The sequence below is a fragment of the Rhodococcus sp. WAY2 genome (assembly GCF_009859915.1).
GTDB lineage: Bacteria > Actinomycetota > Actinomycetes > Mycobacteriales > Mycobacteriaceae > Rhodococcus_F > Rhodococcus_F oxybenzonivorans.
This window is the reverse complement of the sequence record NZ_CP046572.1, coordinates 5,560,163-5,577,083: the sequence shown is the minus strand read 5'-3', so window position 1 is coordinate 5,577,083 and position 16,921 is coordinate 5,560,163. Positions and strand designations below refer to the sequence as shown.

The window sequence follows — 16,921 nt, the reverse complement described above, 5'->3', positions numbered from 1 at the left end:
CCGCAGAACTTCCGAAGCGTGGATGGCGCTGGGCGGGTGAGCCCTTGGCAACGCTGCCATAAATCCCCGCCGAAGGGCGGTGGCGCCGACGTCGGAGTGGTGCTAAGTCAAGCACGAAGATCGCTGCACAATCAAATCGCCACGGGAGTCAGACGTCTCACGTTTTCCGGCTTCTACCTGTGAGAACAAGTTACCGACGGGTCACCGTGAGAGCCGGTTTCACATAACTCTCCGAGGGTCGGTCAACCCCACCATTGGGTGGCCAGCAGAAGCGCTGCCGCAGCGAGGACGGCGACAGATGCGAGCACCGCGGCGAGACCGTCACGGCGGTCGGCGATCCGCTGGGCCACGACCACGACCACGGACGCGACGATGTGCGCGGTGATCGAGACTGCTCCCGGCCCCGGGAATCCCCTGCCGCCGCCCACATAGGCGGACCCGATCACGACGAGACACAAGATCACCACACCGGCCGCGACGGCGCCACTGAACGCGCGCGACGCCCTGACGACAAATGAGCTGCGACGTGGCTCGCGCGGGGGCATGGACCTCGGCGTCGTCGGGCCGTAGGGGTCGTCACGGTCAGCGTCGTAGCCGTGAGGGTCGTAGTGGTCGCGGTTGCCGTAGCGGTCCGAATCGCGTGCAGTCATGCCGAAATCACCTGTGTACCGGAGGCTTTGGAGGCGAGCTTGTCGAACTCGTCGGGGTCCGTGCCGAACTCGCCCAGCCGGATCGTCTTGTTCGTCCCGTGGTAATCGGAAGATCCGGTGACGACGAGCCCCAATTCGTCGGCCAGTCCCTGAAGAACCGCGACATCGGCCGACGAGTGGTCGGGATGATGCACCTCGAGCCCGTGTAGACCCTCACCGGCCAGCTCCCGGACGTGATCGAGCGACAGCAGCCGTCCCCGCGCCCGCGCCCGCCCGTGGGCGAGAACGCTCACCCCTCCGGCCTCGGCCACCAGTTGCACCGCCTCGTCCAAGGGGGTGTCGGATTTGTCGACGAAGTACCGGCCCCGCGGCGCCAGCAGGTCGACGAACGCCTCATTGACACTGCTCACCACTCCGGCCCGCATCAGCGCCCTCGCCAGATGTGGGCGACCCGCGGCGGGACCCGCTGCTGCCAGGACCTCGTCGGCGTCGATGGGCAGGCCGTCCTCCATCATCAGCTCGGCCATGGCCCGGATCCTGACGACCCGCTCGGTTCGCAACCGTTCACGTTCCCGCGCGAACGCGGCGTGCGCGGGATCGAAGAGGTAGGCCAGCAGGTGAACCGCGACGGGACGACCGTCCTCACCCCGGCCCGCGCAGGACATCTCCATGCCCCGAACCAGGGTCAACCCGGCAGGCATAGCCGCAACCGCCTCTGCCCACCCCGCCGTGGTGTCGTGATCGGTGATGGCCACGACGTCCAGACCCGCGGCACCGGCCGCGCGCACGAGGTCTGCCGGACTGTCGGTACCGTCCGAGGCCGTCGAGTGAGTGTGGAGATCGATGCGCACCTGCCCAGTGTGTCAGGTGCGCTCGGGAAGGGTCCGGGCGTGCGTGCGTCGAGCGGTGTCGTGTCGTCCGGTCGTCGGGGATTCAGGACTCCGGTGCTCACGTAGGATTGCGCGACACCAAGTCCTCGGTCTCGACGCTGAAGGGAGTGCTCGCGCCCATGCCCTCACTTCCGGCACAAGGCCGCGACAAGTCCGCGGGTCCCCGGATCCGCATCCCCACCGCCCGCGCCGTGGTGGATTGCGGCGTGTATGTGGACGGCATCCGTCTGCCCGGTAAGTACACCCATCAGGCTGCCCTCGCCGAGGTCCGGCGGCGTGGCCGGGGATTCGTGTGGGTCGGACTCCTCGCACCCGACGAGGGTCAGATGGAGAGCGTGGCCGAGACGTTCGGCCTGCACGAACTGATGGTCGAGGACGCTGTCCACGCGCACCAGCGGCCCAAACTCGAACGCTACGACGACATCCTGTTCCTGGTGCTGCGGACCGTCAACTATGTGCCACACGATTCGGTCGCGACCGCCAGTGAGATCGTGGAGACCGGCGAGATCATGGCCTTCGTGGGCGCCGACTACGTCGTGACCGTGCGGCACGGCGATCATTCCGGGCTCGCGAACGTCCGGCGCTCGCTCGAGGAGAATCAGGAGCGGCTCGCGCTCGGCCCCTATGCCGTCCTGCACGCGGTGGCCGACCACGTCGTCGATACGTACCTCGAGGTCACCCAGGCTATCGAACACGACGTCGACGGCATGGAGGAGGCGGTGTTCAGCCCGCGGAACACCGTCGCGGTCGAGCACATCTACCTGCTCAAGAGGGAGATCGTCGAACTCCGCAAGTCGGTGAACCCGCTGTCGAACCCGCTGCTGCGGTTGACGCAGTCGCCCGGCAATCCGGTGCCGAAGGAAGTGCGGCGGTACTTTCGCGACGTGCTCGACCACCACACCACCGTCGCGGAGCGGATCGCCGAGTACGACGAGGTGCTCAGCTCACTCGTCGACGCGGCTCTCGCCAAGATCGCCGTCCAGCAGAACACCGACATGCGCAAGATTTCGGCATGGGTGGCCATCGCCGCCGTGCCCACGATGATCGCAGGAATCTATGGCATGAATTTCGACAACATGCCCGAATTACATTGGCAATACGGGTATCACCTCGTGGTGGCCTTCATTGTGTCGGTCACGGTGGGGCTGTTCGTCACCTTCCGCCGAAACAACTGGCTCTAGAGGGACGCCGCGCCGCGGTTCGGGTCGCGCACGTCGATGCCCGCCTCGGTCCACGCTTCCCGTAATGCCTCGGCGCCGCGCAGTCGCACCCACGCTGCCTCGGTTCCGGTGAGGGGCACGGCGGCGAGGAACTGCACCGCGTCGGCGGGTTCGGGAAGGGCGAGGTCCGGAATCGAGGACTTGCCCAGGAGCACCGCCGTGAACGGCGTGTCCTTCCACAACGGCTCGCCGAGGTCGAGCAGCGCGTCCTCGACGAGGACCACCCCCTCCACCGACGGCGCGGCCGCCAGCACCGCGAGCGTGCGCGCGACACCCGAGCTCACCCCGGCTCCCCCGCGCAGCGTCAGCACGAGTTCCGCGCGCGGACCCCGCATCGGGTCGGCCACCAATTCCCCGGGATCACCCATCGGGTGCCGGGAGCAACCCAGAGTCACGTACCGGACGAGGTCGTCTTCGGCGGGCGGGAACCGCAGCACGTCGAGAGGCTCGACCCCCAGAAACGTCACCGAGGCGGCGGTCGGCTCGGGCCCCCCGATCTGTTCGAGCAGGTGCGCACGAACGGCTGCCACAACGCTGTCAGTCACCCCGCCATCAAACCACCGCCCGCGCTCACTCGTCCCCCGGCCTCTCGAGCCGGTAGCGTCGGGCCATGGTCTCGGTACTCGCGGTCTCCGACGAGACGATCGAGTCGTTGTGGACCCCGCAGGGGCGCACCATGAAGGTCGACCTCGTCCTCGGGGCCGGTGATCTGCCCTTCGACTATCTCGAGTATCTGATGGACGCACTCGATGCACCGTGCGTGTTCGTGCCCGGCAACCACGACCCCGACCTTTCCGGCTATTCCGCGGGCCGTGTCGGATGGATGCGTTCCGGTATGCCGTCGACGTGGCCCGGCCCGTGCGGCGCCGTCAACGCCGACGGACGGATCGTCCGCATCGCCGGACTGCGGATCGCCGGCCTGGGCGGATCGATCCGGTACAACGACGGCCCCAATCAGTGGACCGAACGGCAGCAGCGCCGGCGTGCCCGCAACTTGGCCATGACGAGTGCGTGGCATGCGCGCCGATCCGGAGTAGCCGGTGTCGACGTGCTCCTCACGCACAGCCCGCCGCGCGGAGTCGGTGATCTCGAGGACCCGCCGCACCGCGGTTTCGAGTGTTTCGAGCAGCTGGCCGCACGGTTGCAGGCTCGGACACTCGTTCACGGCCACGTGCACCCGTACGGGACGACGCCCGTGGACAGAGTGCTCGGCTCCACGACGGTGATCAACACGGTCGGGTTCACTCTCATGGAGATGTCTTCGGGTACCGAACCGACGATCGTGAGGCGACGGCATGGCACGTGACACCGGTTTCCCCTCCGCCGACGCGGAGAACGACTTCACCCGTCAGCGCCGCCGCGCCGAGCTCTCCCGGCTGGTCAACTGGTTACGCAGGGAACCGGACGACGTCAACGAAATCCTGCCGTTCGACGAAGTGGTGGCCGCGCTCGGGAGGATCGGCGAACGGTCACTGGGATTGCAGGTGATCCCCGTCAACTCGATCGTCGGGAGCGTCGACCGCACCAGTGACTTCGACCGGTACTTCCGTCCTACGTCCGCCCGGATACGCGAACGCTGGCAGCGGCTCGCCGCAGCGCAGCGCCGCGGCGAGTCGGTTCCGCCGATCCAGGTGTACAGAATCGGGTCGATGCACTTCGTCAGCGACGGCCACCACCGCGTGTCCATCGCCTACGCGATGCACTGGAGCACCATCGACGCGTACGTGACGGAGATCCTGACCCGGATCTCGCCGGACGGCATCACGCAGCGCGGCGATCTGCTGATCAAGGACCATCGCCGGCTGTTCCTGAGCCGGGTGCCCCTCACCGGCGCCCAGCGCAAGGCGGTGACGGTCACCGATCCGTGGGAGTACGCGGAAATCAGCGAGTGCGTCGAAGCCTGGGGGTTCCGTCTCATGCAGGAGATGGGCGAGTTCGTGGGTCGCGACACCGTGGCGCGTCGGTGGTTCGGCGAGGAGTTCCTCCCGGTCGTGCGCATGGTCCGGGCCGCCGACATGCTGCCCGACCACACCGATGCCGAAGCCTACCTGTGGGTGGCTCGAGAACGGTATCGCCTGGTGCGCCAACATGTCTGGAACGACGAGATCATCGCCGAACTGAGCCAGCGGGCGCCCCGTAAGCACCGGTCTACGAGTCCGTGATCCGCACCTCCCGAGTGACGGCCTCGGGGTGTGCGAACTTCAGCAATCGGCGACCCTCCGCTTCGATGGCCGGCCGATGAGACTTGGCGATCTTCGTCAACGGCTCCACCTCGAGGATCACCCCGTCCTTCCCCACGGTCGTGGTCGTGAAGCCCGCGACCCTGCCGCCCACCAGCACAGCAGGCTTGATGATTCCGTTCTGAGTGAAGACCCGCTTCCGCACCTCGTCGTCGAGAATCCGCCTGCGATCCGCATGGGAAAGAAGCACATTGTCGAAGGCCGCGAGGATGCGCACCGGCGCAGGCACCCCAGCCTCCGGCCGCGGCGCGTCCGGAAGGTCGAAAAGTTCCGTTCCCGATTCCGCGGTGAACACCCGCAACTGCGGGCGCAGCTCGTCCAGGATCTCGCCGAGCCGGGTCAAGCCTGACCACGCCTGTGCATCCAGGGCACTCGCCGGGCCGAACGCGGCAAGGTAACGCAGGACCATCGTCCGTAGTGACGGCGCCGGGTCGAGTGGTTGCCCCACCCACGACTCGAGTGTCGCCAGCGCAGGCTGTCCCGACCTGCCCCACAACCCCCGCGGTGGCACCTGGACCATCGGCACGAGCCCGCGCACCCCGTGCGCGAGGGCCGCGCCGTCGCGTCCGGGAAATCGCTCCTCGAGCAACGGCCGCATCTGCAATTGCGTGCGCGGCCGATCCCGGACGAGGTCGCGGCCCGCAGCAGCGAGAGCGGCGACATCGATCCCGTCGAGGTGTGCGCGGTACTGCGTGTTGATGCGCAGATCCCGATCGAGGAGCGGCTGGACCAGCGGGCGGAATGTCAGGGCGTCGGCCGCCGACAACGCGAACACGGTTCCACGCATGGCGACGATGCGCACCACTTCGCGTCGCTCGATGAGCTCGGAGAGGGCATCGGGCCGGAATTTCTCGATGCGTGCCCACAGGGCGAAATACGGCGGCATCGGGGCCTGGGCCTGCAGCCCGCACAAGTGCTCGATCATCTCGAGAGCCGACGTTCCTGTTCGGCGTAGCAATCCCTGGCGGGCCAGCGTGGCCCGTCCCAGCGCCCGATCCGACATGCGTTCGGAACCCACCGCGTCGACCCCCTTTGTTAGTTAGCCCCAGTACCGTGTTTATCTGTCAGTGTCGACAGGACGACGCACGGAGGACCACATGAGCGCAGAACCTGGACCCACGCCGAGGATGCTTCTGCCGGTCATGTGCTTCATCGTCATGATTCTGGCGGTTCTCCAGACCCTGGTGGTACCGATCGTCGGCACGATCGGCGCCCAACTCGAGGTCGGGCCCACCGCCGTCGGGTGGCTCCTCACCGCCAACCTGCTCGCAGCGGCCACCGCGACGCCCCTACTCGGCCGGCTCGCCGATCTTCGCGGCACACGTCCGGTGCTGCTCGGTGTGCTCGTGATCGTGCTGGTGGGCTCGTTGCTCGGTGCGGTCGCCACGTCGATCGGTGTGCTCATCGTTGCCCGAGTGCTGCAAGGCGTCTCGTTCGCACTGTTCCCCATCGGAATTGCAGTCCTGCGCGACGAGCTGCCCCCCGAGAAGCTGACCGGGGCGATGGGCATTCTCTCGGGAACTCTGGGTTTCGGCGGATGTTTCGGGATCGTCCTCACCGGGGTGCTCGTCGCCGACGGCGCCGACTTCCACCGGATCTTCTGGCTCTCCTCTGCGATCACGCTTGCGGGTCTCGTCCTGGCGTGGTTCGCGATTCCCCGGCGCGCGCGGACGGGATCGGGATCCATGGACTGGATCGGTGCGGTGGGTCTCGCCGCCGGGCTCGTCCTCGTCCTTCTCCCGTTGTCCGAGGGAAGCACCTGGGGATGGGGTTCGCCCGCCACCATCATCAGCGGTGCTGCCGGACTGCTCGTCCTGACCGGGTGGTTCCTGTACGAGCGCAGAATCGCCCATCCACTGGTGGCACCCCGGTTGCTCACCGATCCGCCGGTCCTCGTCACACACCTGTCCGCCCTCGTGGTGGGAATGTCGATGTTCGTGATGTTCCTGGGCAGTTCGTACTTCGTGCAGACTTCTCGTTCGGTCGCCGGGTACGGCTTCGGCGCCACCGTGCTCGAGGCCAGCACCGTGTACCTGTTACCCGGCGCGGTCAGCGGAGTCCTCGCCTCGATCCTCAGTGGCACGATGATCCGCCACGTCGGCGCGCGTGTCGTGCTCATCGGCGCCAGCGTGGTCGGCGTCGCAGGCTTCATCCTTTTCATCGTCGCCCACGACCACACCTGGCAGGTGATCACCGCCATCCTGCTGATCAACACCTACATCAGCCTTGCCTACGCGGCACTGCCCTCGCTGTTGGTCGCCGAGGTCCCGCAGGACGAGACCGGCGTGGCCAACAGCATCAACTCGATCGCGCGGTCCGTGGGCAGCTCGTTCGCCAGCGCCCTCATCGCGACCCTGCTGGCCGAAATCACTCTCTCCGGCACCGACCTCGCGGCCGAATCCGCCTACCTCATCGCGTTCGCCACCGGCGCCGTTGCCGCCGCTCTCGCCGGGCTGCTGCCTTTCTTCGGTATCACCCGCGTGATCCGCATACCCTCCGACGCGGAAGAGGACGAGATCCATGCCACCGCGCTCGCCGCCGAATGGGGCACCGTAGGCGGCCTCGGTGGCGCGAACACGAGCTCCGGCGAACGGCAGAGGACATCGTGAGTTCGCCTTGTCCCCTCGGTCAGCGAGTGATATTGGCCCCGGAGTCCTGATCGAACACCGCGACTTTCGCGGGGTCGAACCACAACTCCACCGGGCTGCCCTGCGCCGCAGACGACTCGGTCGACAACCGGGCCACCAGATGTCCCCCACCCGCGACCTCGGTGCCCGAATCGGCAGCGAGCTCCTCGAGTTCCCGCGAACTCACCTGTGGTCCTTCGGCGGAGAAGTAGACGTACTTGTCCGAGCCCATCGACTCGAGCACCTCGACCTGGGCGGTGAACGTGGCACCAGCGGCTTTTTGATCCGCGTCGATCAACCCGGCGTCCTCGAAGTGCTCCGGGCGGATACCGACCACGACGTCCTTCGACGCCCCGGAGGAGGTGACCTTCTCACGCGAGCGCGGAGGCAGCGCGAAGTTCCCGAGGGGAGTCGAAATACCTTCCGCTGTCAGCTGTCCGGGGAAGAAGTTCATCGACGGCGATCCGATGAACCCGGCAACGAACAGATTGTTGGGATGGTCGTACAACTCCTGCGGTGCCCCGATCTGCTGGACGAGTCCCCCGCGCAGCACCACCACGCGGTCGCCGAGAGTCATCGCCTCGGTCTGATCGTGGGTCACATACACCGTGGTCGTTCCCAGACGTTGCTGGAGACGGGAAATCTCGGTGCGCATCTGCACGCGGAGCTTGGCGTCGAGGTTGGACAGCGGCTCATCCATCAAGAACGCTTTGGGACTGCGGACGATTGCCCGCCCCATCGCGACCCGCTGTCGCTGTCCGCCCGACAGATTGGACGGCTTGCGGTCGAGGTGCTGGGTGAGATCGAGGATCTTCGCGGCATCGTCCACCTTGGCCGCGATCTCCGACTTCGACATCTTCGCCAGCGTCAACGGGAACGCAATGTTCTGGCGCACCGTCATGTGCGGATACAACGCATACGACTGGAACACCATGGCGATGTCCCGGTCCTTCGGCGCCTTCTCGTTCACCCTCTCGCCGGCAATGCGCAGCTCACCGGACGAAATGTCCTCGAGGCCCGCGATCATGTTGAGAGTCGTCGATTTACCGCAACCCGACGGACCGACCAGAATGATGAATTCGCCGTCGGCGATCGTAATGTCGACGTCGCTCACCGCCCGCGCACCGTCCGGGTAGAGCTTGGTTACCTTGTCCAGCACAATCTCGGCCACAGGTTTATCCCTTCACTGCGCCGGACGTCAGACCGGCCACGATGCGTCGTTGGAAGAAGAGCACGAAGACGATGATCGGAATGGTGATCACCATCGCAGCGGCGGCGATCGACCCCGTCGGCTCTTCGAACTGCGAAGCGCCGGTGAAGTTGGCAATCGCCGCCGGTGCGGTGATCGAGCGCTCCGTGGAGGTCAGCGAAATCGCGAACAACAGGTCGTTCCAGCAGAAGATGAACACGAGGATTGCCGCGGTGACGATACCGGGCGCCGCAAGCGGTGCGACCACTTTCCGGAACGCCTGCGCCGGTGTGGCGCCGTCCATCTTGGCCGCCTTCTCCAGCTCCCAGGGGATCTCCTTGAAGAAGGCCGACAACGTGTAGATCGCCAAGGGAAGCGCGAACGTGATGTACGGCAGGATCAAACCGGCCCAGGTGTCGAACAATCCAAGTCGGCGCTCGATGTCGAACAGCGGGCTCACGAGGGAGATCTGCGGGAACATCGCGATCAACAGCGCCACACCCACCAGGAGCTTCTTGCCCGGAAAGTCGAGCCGGGCAATCGCGTAGGCAGCCATCGTCCCGATTACCACCGCGATCACCGTGGCAATCAGCCCGATGCCGATGGAGTTGATCAGCGCGCTGGTGAACGCGTCGGTCGAGAAGATTCCGCGGTAGTTGTCGAGCGTCCACTTCTCCGGAATGAGCTTCCCGTCCTTGATGGTGCCCGCGGGCTTGAACGACAAGCTGGCTATCCAGAGCACAGGAACGAGCGCATACAGCAGGACCAGCAAGTTGACCGCCGACCAGCTCAGCCTGCGTTGCCTTGTTTCGACCATGGTTATCGCTTTCCTTCCGTGTCGGACCCGGGAGCCGAGGCACCGAAGAGCTTGATGAAGACGAATGCGAGGACGGCCACGCAGAGAAAGATGAGAACGCTGATGGCCGAACCGATTCCGAGATTGAAGGCCTTGAACAGGTTGTCGTAGCCGAGGATCGACAGGGATCCGGTGTCGTTGGCGCCCTTGGTGAGCACGTAGATGTTGTCGAAGATCCGGAACGCGTCGAGGGTGCGGAACAACAACGCCACCAGGATGGCCGGTTTCATGAGCGGGAGAATGATGCGCACCAGCCGGGTCCAGGCCCCGGCGCCGTCGACCTGTGCGGCCTTGAGCAGATCGTCGGGTACCAGAGCGAGACCGGCCAGCAGCAGCAGGGCCATGAACGGCGTGGTCTTCCAGACCTCGGCGAGGACGATGATCGCGAGCGACGGAATCTGCTGCGTGAGGGGGGCACTGCCGTCGGGTAACAGATTCGCGAGGTATCCGGTTCCCGGCGTCCACGCGTAGTACCAGCTGTAGGCAGCGGCCACGGTGACGATGCCGTAGGGAATGAGCACCACTGTCCGCACGAGCCCCTTGCCCACGATCGTGCGGTGCATGACCAGGGCGAGGATCAGACCCAGCACGAATTCGATCACCACCGACACGGCAGTGATGCCCACCGTGACCGCGAACGCCTGCCACCAGTACGCGTCCGACAACACCGACACGTAATTGGCAAGGCCGACGAACTTACGCTCGTCGGGGAATCGGAGGTCGTAGCGCTGCAGGCTCAACCACACCGCGTAGACCACCGGATAGGCCGTCACGGCGATCATGAGAATCGCCGCCGGTGCCACCAGCCACAGTCCCAGCCGGCGCTCGGCCTTCTTCCCTTCGGACACCTGTCTCTTCGTCGGCGCTGCCGGCTTGTCGGTCCGGTCCACCGGCACGGCTTCGGTCGTCACGGAATCAGTCCTTCCGAGTTGACCGCCTTACGCACCTGCTCGGCGAGTTCGTCGACGGTACGCGGCGGATCGATGTCACCGACCGGGTTCAACGTGTCGGTGATCAGGGTCGAGATGCTCTGGTAGGCGGGTGAAACCGGACGCACTGCCGCCGTGTTCAGGCCGTCGCGCACCTGCTGCCAGGCGGGATACGCCTCCTGGAATGCCGGATCGTCGTACAGCCTCGCCAACGTGGGCGGCACACCACCGTTGACGGCGTTGTTGCGCTGGTTCTCCTCGTTACGCAGGCAGGACACCGCTTCGAACGCGAGGTCGGGGTGCCGGCTGGTCTTCGCGACCGCGATGTTGAATCCACCGATCGTGACCTCGGCCGGCCGGCCGGGAATCACCGCGGGGTACGGCGCGGCGAGGAAGTTCTGCTGCCCGTCGACCGTGAGCACCGTGTTGCCGGTATCGACGGAGGTGGTGTTGCCCTTGTCGTCGATGAACGGCAGGTCACCCTTCTCCGCGTTCTCGATCATGCCGGGAAGCACGAACGGCCAATTGACCTCGAAGGCCGCGCGTCCGCTTTCCATGCCGAGACGGGACGACGCCTCGTCGCCCTGCGAGATCGACGGGTCGGCGCCCTGTGCGGTGGCTACTCGCTTCATCACCTCGAGGGCTTTCAGCGCACCGTCACCGTCCGCGACGGTCACGGTGGTTCCGTCCTCGCCGACGACGGAACCGCCCGCGCTGGCCAGCAGGGTGTTGAACCACACCATCAAACCCTCGTACTGCTTGCCCTGCACCCCGATCCAGCTGGGCCGGCCCTCGCTCGCCAGCCTCTCGGAAATGTCGATCATCTGATCCCACGTCTGCGGCGGTTGCCCACCAGGCATGAGGTCCTTGCGGTACCAGAGCAACTGCGTGTTGGTGTTCAGCGGTGCGGCGTACAGCTGATCCTGCCACCGGGCCGACTCGAGGGGGCCTTCGAGCGTGCCCTCGGTGACCTCGGCCGCCACATCGTCGGGCAACGGCAATGCCCACCCCGCCTCGGCGAACTCGGCCGTCCACACGACGTCGAGCGTCATGATGTCGAGCGAGGTGTCGTTTCCGGTGAGGCGCCGGGCCAACTGCAGTCGCTGATCGTCTGCCCCCTTCGGAAGGGTGCGTTGCTCGATCGTGTATCGGCCACCGGCCGCGGCCGTGCAATTGGCTGCGGCCTCGGCATACTGTTCCGCACCGTCGGCCGCCGTGTAGAAGCTGAGCACGGTGCCGCTGTCCGGTGAAGCGCACGCCGCCAGCAGCGGAACCGTCAGGACGGTGGCCGCGCCGATGAGACCCCATCTGACTGCGAGTCCGGGCCTGCCCGGACGACCGGATTCTGTCGATGTACGCCGCACAGCCGCCTCCTCGAGCGGTCCTCACGAACCCAGTCGCGGTACGGCTGGCACGCAGGCCCGCACAGTGGTTCCTGCCGGATCGTGCAGTCCCGCCAGGTCACGGTTTCACCGAGGGGAAGACCCCTCGCATTGCGCCGTAAACCTATCCGAGATCGACCTGAAACTGGCGGAAATCACCGCGAACGAGACGAAAAGCGCGCAATCCGTAATACGAGCCCGCCCACGTCTCGGTTCAGAGCGCCAGCTTGGCCAGCATGTCGCGCGCCGCCTCCGCGGTCTTCGGCTCACACAGCACGTCGTATCGCCCGGCGACCAATTGCATGGTGGACGCGAAGTCACGGGTACCGCGAGTGGCCGCATACGGGATGGTGGTGGAGATCAGCCCGAAGATGATGCCGCCGACGATGCCCACCACGAGCGGTGCGAGGAATCCGCCCGTGACGATACCCAGCAGAAGGCCGAAGAAGACACCGAGCCAGGCACCTGAAACGATGCCGCCGCCAATGACTTTGGCCCACGTCAACCGGCCGAGTACTCGCTCGACCTGCATGAGGTTCACTCCGACGATGGTGACGTCCTCGACCGAGAACTCCTGATCCGACAGGTAGTCGACGGCACGCTGCGCCTCCGCGTACGTCGGGTACGAACCGATGGGCCAGCCCGTGGGAGGTTCCGGCAGAGCCCCTCGCCGCGCCCCGTTGGACTGTCCGAGTGGATTCGTCATCGTCAGCTGGTCTCCTCGTGTAATTCTCTCAGGATCGATCCTGTGAGAACCATTCTGCCTGTTTCGGCTAACCCTCGTCGGGCGGCGTGAACTCGGAGGTCCGCGTCATTCCCGCGGCCCGGCCCTTGGCCGAGATCACGAGGGCCATCTTCCGACTGGCCTCGTCGATCATCTCGTCACCGAGCATCACTGCGCCACGTCCTCCACCGGCCGCCGACGTGTGGAACTCGTAGGCGTCGAGGATCAGTTCGGCGCGGTCGAAATCGCTCTGTCGGGGGCTGAACACTTCGTTGGCCGCATCGATCTGCGTGGGATGCAGCACCCATTTCCCGTCGAAACCCAGAGCGGCGGTGCGCTGCGCAGAACGCCGGAACGCCTCCACGTCGCGGATCTGAAGATACGGCCCGTCGATGGCCTGGATGCCGTGTGCCCGTGCGGCCATCAGGATCGTCATCAGTATGTGATGGTAGGCGTCACCGCGGTCGTAGCCGTCCGGCTGTTCCCCGACCACCAGCGTGCGCATGTTGATACTCGCCATGAAATCCGCCGGCCCGAACACCAGCGTCTGCACCCGGGGACTGGCCGTTGCGATGGCGTTGATGTTGGTGAGTCCGATGGCGTTCTCGATCTGCGGTTCGATCCCGATCCGCCCGACCTCCAACCCGTTGGCCTTCTCGATCTGGGTCAGCAGTAGGTCGAGGGCCTGAACGTGGCTGGCGTCCGGCACTTTCGGCAGCAAGATGGCATCGAGGTGCGCGCCCGCACGCCCGACGACCTCGGCGACGTCGGCATGGGTCCACTCGGTGGTCCAGTCGTTGACCCGCACGACCTTGATCTGATCGCCCCACCCGTCCTCGGCAAGGGCGGCCGCGACGGTGACGCGGGCTTCCTGCTTCGCCAACGACGCCACGGCGTCCTCGAGGTCGAGGAACACCTCGTCCGCGGGAAGCCCCTTGGCCTTGTCGATCATCTTGCGACTGCTGCCCGGAACAGCCAGAACCGATCGGCGTGGCCTGAAGACGGAACTCATGACGGACGATCCTCCACTTTCCGCAGGTGTTCGATTCCCTGGATCCCCGTACGAGGATCTAGCCTGGCAATCATGGCAGCTGCGAACAAGGTTTTTGCAGCCAGGCTGGCCGGCCTGGTGGTACTCGGGCCCGACGGTGAGTCGATCGGCCGGGTGCGGGACGTGGTCATCACCGTTCGCATCGGGCGCCAGCAACCCCGGGTGCTGGGGCTGGTCATCGAATTGTTCACGCGCAAGCGCATCTTCGTGCCCATGCTGCGGGTCACGGCGATCGAGCCGAGTTCGGTGACACTGACCACGGGGAACGTCAGTCTGCGCCGGTTCACGCAGCGTCCGGGCGAGGTTCTCGCGCTCGCGCAGGTCCTCGATTCTCGCGTGCGGGTGGACGACCCGGAACTCGAGGAACTCCACGGGGTCGACACGGTGGTGGTCGATCTCGGCATCGAACTGACCCGTAGCCGTGACTGGGTGGTGTCGAAGGTCGCGGTGCGCGGCCATCGGGGCCGCCTCGGCCGGCGTACCGCCATTCACATCGTCGAGTGGCAGCACGTGCAAGGGCTGACGCATTCCGATCTGTCGATGCCGGGCCAGGGGGTGTCCGCACTCCTGATGCAATACGAGGGCATGCGTCCCGCCGACGTGGCCAACGCCATGCGTGAGCTCCCGGACAAACGGCGGCACGAGCTCGCACTCGCTCTCGACGACGAGCGCCTGGCCGACGTCGTGCAGGAGTTGCCGTCCGATGATCAGACCGACCTTCTGATGCACCTCGAGGTCGAGCGGGCCGCCGACATCCTCGAGGCCATGGATCCCGACGACGCCGCCGACCTTCTCGGCGAGCTGCCCGAGACGGAGGCAGAATCACTGCTCCAACTGATGGACCCGCAGGACTCGGAACCAGTCCGCAGGCTGCTCGAGCACTCGCCGGACACGGCCGGTGGCCTGATGACTCCCGAACCGGTGGTGCTCACGGCGTCCACAACGGTGGCGGAAGCATTGGCCCGCGCGCGCAACGAGGATGTGACGCCCGCGCTCGCGAGCATGATCTTCGTCGTCAGGCCTCCGACGGCCACGCCGACCGGCCGCTATCTGGGATGCGTGCACCTGCAGAAGTTGCTGCGGGAACCACCCGCAAGCCTCGTGGGCGGTCTGCTCGACACCGGTCTCCCACGTCTCGCGGCCGACGACTCCCTGGCGGCCGTCACGCGGTACTTCGCCAGCTACAACCTCGTGTGCGGCCCCGTGGTGGACGACGAGAATCACCTGATCGGCGCGGTCACCGTCGACGACGTCCTGGACCATCTCCTTCCGGAGGACTGGCGTGAAGAGGAGATCGACGGATGAGCGAGAAGGTTCCCAGCGTGTCGGCCCGTGGACTGTCGGATCGGCAAAGGCTCGACACCCCTCGCGGCGCCCGGCGCTTCCGCTTCACCTACGACGTGGAAGCGGTCGGCCGTGCAAGTGAGAACTTCGCTCGTTTCCTAGGGACCGGCCGGTACCTGGTGATCCAGACCGTGGTCGTGATCATCTGGATCGTCCTCAACATCTTCGCCGTCGAGCTGAAGTGGGATCCGTACCCCTTCATCCTCCTCAACCTCGCGTTCTCCACCCAGGCCGCCTATGCGGCCCCGCTGATCCTGCTGGCCCAGAACCGACAGGAGAATCGGGACCGCGTCTCGCTCGAGGAGGACCGGTCGCGCGCGGAACAGACCAAGGCGGATACCGAGTTCCTGGCGCGCGAACTCGCCGCCCTGCGCATCGCGATCGGCGAGGTGGCCACCCGTGACTACCTCCGCCGTGAACTCGAGGAGATCAAGACCCTGCTCGGCGACGAGGAAGAGGCCCGGCCCCGGCGCAAATGATCGCCGGTCATTCGCCCATTCCTCGGCACACGCAGTCACGAATATGTAACGTCGATCACAACTTCTCGGATGTACGCGGTGTGCGACAAGCAAGAGCACCGCAGGGGGTGGTGGAGTGCGGATACGTGGACTGGTGACGGTTGCTGCCCTGACGGTGGGCGCCGCCGCAACGCTCGGATCCTCGACGGGTAGTTCAGGCCCTGTCTCGGCCGTCGACACCCGTCAGAACGCGGCGGTCGAGACGGCCGCGCTGGCGTCCGCCACGCGTCTGTCTCCGGTGAGTGAACCGCAGGACGCCTACCTACCGCCCGCAGGCTTCGTGGCGCCTGCGCCGCGGGTCGCGAGATCGCAGCGCGCGGCGCCTCCGCCTCCCCCACCCGTGGTGATAAATCCCACATCGCCCGCGTCTCCCACCGGAACAGGGTTGATCGCCGCACCGGTGATCCTCAGTTCGCTCGGCATCCCGGAGATCGTGCTCAACGCGTACCGCTCGGCGGAACTCACGTTGATGGTGGAGGCACCCAAGTGCGGGGTGCCCTGGCATTTGCTGGCGGGTATCGGGCGCATCGAATCGGGGCATGCCGGTGGAGGGCGGACAGACTCGTCCGGCACCACCGTCACCCCGATTCTGGGACCGGTGCTGGACGGCCGGCTGGCCGGCAACGAGGTGATCCGCGATACCGACCGCGGCGCCACCGACGGCGACGCCGGACACGATCGGGCGGTGGGGCCGATGCAGTTCATTCCGTCCACATGGGCGAAATATGCGTCGGACGGCAACGCGGACGGCGCCGCAGATCCCAACAACGTATTCGACGCAACCCTGGCCGCCGCCCGGTACCTCTGCTCGGGCGGACTCGACCTCCGTGATCCCCTCCAGGAGACCCGCGCGGTTCTCCGCTACAACAATTCGGGGACCTACGCCGCCAACGTCATTACGTGGTCGAACGCCTACCGGAATGGCGGTACGCCCACCCCGAGTCAGCTGTCCGACTCGAGCACTCCGCCGCCCGGTGGCCTCACCGACGCTGCGGCGAACGGATCCGACCTCGCCCGTGAGCTCGCGGCTCCACCGGAGCTCCCGCCCGACGCGACACCGACTCCGACCACTCCGGCGCCTGCACCGCTGATCCCCGGCTTGCCTGCGCTACCCGCACTCCCATGTGTGTTCTTCTGCCCACCTGCCGACCCGGCCGCTCCCGCACCCGCGCCGGCGCCTGCGGAACCGGCCGCTCCCCCGCCGGCAATCGCCCCGGCCGTGGGAGTTCGCTAGAAGTTTCCTCGATCGCCGCCGCCGCCCGGCCGAAGCCGGGCGGCGGCGGCGTTTTCGTATGCCTTCC

Annotated in this window: 17 protein-coding genes; 7 read left to right on the top strand and 10 right to left on the bottom strand. The window is 66.3% G+C overall.

The features are described from left to right. Nucleotides 1-242: 242 nt before the first annotated feature. Together GFS60_RS25085 and GFS60_RS25080 are read right to left on the bottom strand one after the other, a co-directional pair. Nucleotides 243-545 (bottom strand): hypothetical protein, encoded by a 303-nt coding sequence (locus GFS60_RS25085; protein WP_397518044.1) that lies wholly within the window; start codon nucleotides 543-545, stop codon nucleotides 243-245. Between the two features lie 101 nt (nucleotides 546-646). Further along, nucleotides 647-1,501, bottom strand: coding sequence for a PHP domain-containing protein (locus tag GFS60_RS25080; RefSeq protein ID WP_159925443.1), 855 nt, complete (start codon nucleotides 1,499-1,501; stop codon nucleotides 647-649). A 158-nt stretch (nucleotides 1,502-1,659) separates the two neighbouring features. Here GFS60_RS25080 and corA point away from each other — a divergent pair, with 158 nt between their 5' ends. Beyond that, nucleotides 1,660-2,721: a magnesium/cobalt transporter CorA gene (corA, locus tag GFS60_RS25075; RefSeq protein WP_109335247.1), complete on the top strand. Its 1,062-nt coding sequence runs from the start codon at nucleotides 1,660-1,662 to the stop codon at nucleotides 2,719-2,721. Here corA and GFS60_RS25070 read toward each other — a convergent pair. Further along, complete coding sequence (locus tag GFS60_RS25070; protein WP_201453445.1) at nucleotides 2,718-3,305, bottom strand: suppressor of fused domain protein; 588 nt, start codon at nucleotides 3,303-3,305, stop codon at nucleotides 2,718-2,720. The two genes, corA and GFS60_RS25070, sit on opposite strands and share 4 nt — an antisense overlap. A gap of 65 nt (nucleotides 3,306-3,370) precedes the next feature. Here GFS60_RS25070 and GFS60_RS25065 point away from each other — a divergent pair, with 65 nt between their 5' ends. Next, nucleotides 3,371-4,066, top strand: coding sequence for a metallophosphoesterase family protein (locus tag GFS60_RS25065; RefSeq protein WP_109331819.1), 696 nt, complete (start codon nucleotides 3,371-3,373; stop codon nucleotides 4,064-4,066). Continuing rightward, a complete protein-coding gene (locus GFS60_RS25060; RefSeq protein WP_159925441.1) occupies nucleotides 4,056-4,922 on the top strand; it encodes a chromosome partitioning protein ParB in 867 nt (288 codons plus the stop codon). Before GFS60_RS25065 ends, GFS60_RS25060 begins: the two co-directional genes overlap by 11 nt. On the opposite strand, the gene GFS60_RS25055 is transcribed toward GFS60_RS25060, so the two are convergent. Further along, nucleotides 4,909-6,018: a winged helix DNA-binding domain-containing protein gene (locus tag GFS60_RS25055; protein WP_159925439.1), complete on the bottom strand. Its 1,110-nt coding sequence runs from the start codon at nucleotides 6,016-6,018 to the stop codon at nucleotides 4,909-4,911. The two genes, GFS60_RS25060 and GFS60_RS25055, sit on opposite strands and share 14 nt — an antisense overlap. A gap of 79 nt (nucleotides 6,019-6,097) precedes the next feature. Here GFS60_RS25055 and GFS60_RS25050 point away from each other — a divergent pair, with 79 nt between their 5' ends. Continuing rightward, the gene (locus GFS60_RS25050; protein WP_159925437.1) at nucleotides 6,098-7,609 is read left to right on the top strand and encodes an MFS transporter; all 1,512 of its coding nucleotides are present in this window, start codon (nucleotides 6,098-6,100) and stop codon (nucleotides 7,607-7,609) included. Nucleotides 7,610-7,628: 19 nt separating this feature from the next. On the opposite strand, the gene GFS60_RS25045 is transcribed toward GFS60_RS25050, so the two are convergent. The 6 genes from GFS60_RS25045 to GFS60_RS25020 form a co-directional block, all read right to left on the bottom strand. Next, nucleotides 7,629-8,798, bottom strand: a complete 1,170-nt coding sequence (locus GFS60_RS25045) for an ABC transporter ATP-binding protein (protein ID WP_159925435.1) — start codon at nucleotides 8,796-8,798, stop codon at nucleotides 7,629-7,631. 4 nt (nucleotides 8,799-8,802) lie between these two features. Further along, nucleotides 8,803-9,633, bottom strand: coding sequence for a carbohydrate ABC transporter permease (locus tag GFS60_RS25040; RefSeq protein ID WP_159925433.1), 831 nt, complete (start codon nucleotides 9,631-9,633; stop codon nucleotides 8,803-8,805). A 2-nt stretch (nucleotides 9,634-9,635) separates the two neighbouring features. Then, nucleotides 9,636-10,583 (bottom strand): carbohydrate ABC transporter permease, encoded by a 948-nt coding sequence (locus tag GFS60_RS25035; protein WP_159925431.1) that lies wholly within the window; start codon nucleotides 10,581-10,583, stop codon nucleotides 9,636-9,638. Beyond that, on the bottom strand, nucleotides 10,580-11,899 hold the full coding sequence (locus GFS60_RS25030; protein WP_201453649.1) for an ABC transporter substrate-binding protein: 1,320 nt from the start codon (nucleotides 11,897-11,899) through the stop codon (nucleotides 10,580-10,582). The genes GFS60_RS25035 and GFS60_RS25030 overlap by 4 nt, the downstream gene beginning before the upstream one ends. A 298-nt stretch (nucleotides 11,900-12,197) precedes the next feature. Beyond that, nucleotides 12,198-12,689 (bottom strand): general stress protein, encoded by a 492-nt coding sequence (locus tag GFS60_RS25025; RefSeq protein ID WP_109331840.1) that lies wholly within the window; start codon nucleotides 12,687-12,689, stop codon nucleotides 12,198-12,200. A gap of 67 nt (nucleotides 12,690-12,756) precedes the next feature. Next, nucleotides 12,757-13,719, bottom strand: a complete 963-nt coding sequence (locus GFS60_RS25020) for an HpcH/HpaI aldolase/citrate lyase family protein (RefSeq protein ID WP_159925427.1) — start codon at nucleotides 13,717-13,719, stop codon at nucleotides 12,757-12,759. 72 nt (nucleotides 13,720-13,791) lie between these two features. Here GFS60_RS25020 and GFS60_RS25015 point away from each other — a divergent pair, with 72 nt between their 5' ends. From GFS60_RS25015 to GFS60_RS25005, 3 genes are all read left to right on the top strand, one after another. Continuing rightward, nucleotides 13,792-15,063 (top strand): magnesium transporter MgtE N-terminal domain-containing protein, encoded by a 1,272-nt coding sequence (locus tag GFS60_RS25015; RefSeq protein WP_159925425.1) that lies wholly within the window; start codon nucleotides 13,792-13,794, stop codon nucleotides 15,061-15,063. Beyond that, nucleotides 15,060-15,581, top strand: coding sequence for a DUF1003 domain-containing protein (locus GFS60_RS25010; protein WP_109331843.1), 522 nt, complete (start codon nucleotides 15,060-15,062; stop codon nucleotides 15,579-15,581). Before GFS60_RS25015 ends, GFS60_RS25010 begins: the two co-directional genes overlap by 4 nt. A gap of 115 nt (nucleotides 15,582-15,696) precedes the next feature. Beyond that, complete coding sequence (locus tag GFS60_RS25005; protein ID WP_159925423.1) at nucleotides 15,697-16,854, top strand: lytic transglycosylase domain-containing protein; 1,158 nt, start codon at nucleotides 15,697-15,699, stop codon at nucleotides 16,852-16,854. The last annotated feature ends 67 nt before the right edge of the window (nucleotides 16,855-16,921 follow it).

Bases quoted from the DNA above. Each gene is read 5' to 3' on its own strand.
- GFS60_RS25085 (WP_397518044.1), bottom strand. From the start codon at position 545: ATGCCCCCGCGCGAGCCACGTCGCAGCTCATTTGTCGTCAGGGCGTCG.
- corA (WP_109335247.1), top strand. From the start codon at position 1,660: ATGCCCTCACTTCCGGCACAAGGCCGCGACAAGTCCGCGGGTCCCCGG.
- GFS60_RS25065 (WP_109331819.1), top strand. From the start codon at position 3,371: ATGGTCTCGGTACTCGCGGTCTCCGACGAGACGATCGAGTCGTTGTGG.
- GFS60_RS25060 (WP_159925441.1), top strand. From the start codon at position 4,056: ATGGCACGTGACACCGGTTTCCCCTCCGCCGACGCGGAGAACGACTTC.
- GFS60_RS25050 (WP_159925437.1), top strand. From the start codon at position 6,098: ATGAGCGCAGAACCTGGACCCACGCCGAGGATGCTTCTGCCGGTCATG.
- GFS60_RS25040 (WP_159925433.1), bottom strand. From the start codon at position 9,633: ATGGTCGAAACAAGGCAACGCAGGCTGAGCTGGTCGGCGGTCAACTTG.
- GFS60_RS25025 (WP_109331840.1), bottom strand. From the start codon at position 12,689: ATGACGAATCCACTCGGACAGTCCAACGGGGCGCGGCGAGGGGCTCTG.
- GFS60_RS25020 (WP_159925427.1), bottom strand. From the start codon at position 13,719: ATGAGTTCCGTCTTCAGGCCACGCCGATCGGTTCTGGCTGTTCCGGGC.
- GFS60_RS25015 (WP_159925425.1), top strand. From the start codon at position 13,792: ATGGCAGCTGCGAACAAGGTTTTTGCAGCCAGGCTGGCCGGCCTGGTG.
- GFS60_RS25010 (WP_109331843.1), top strand. From the start codon at position 15,060: ATGAGCGAGAAGGTTCCCAGCGTGTCGGCCCGTGGACTGTCGGATCGG.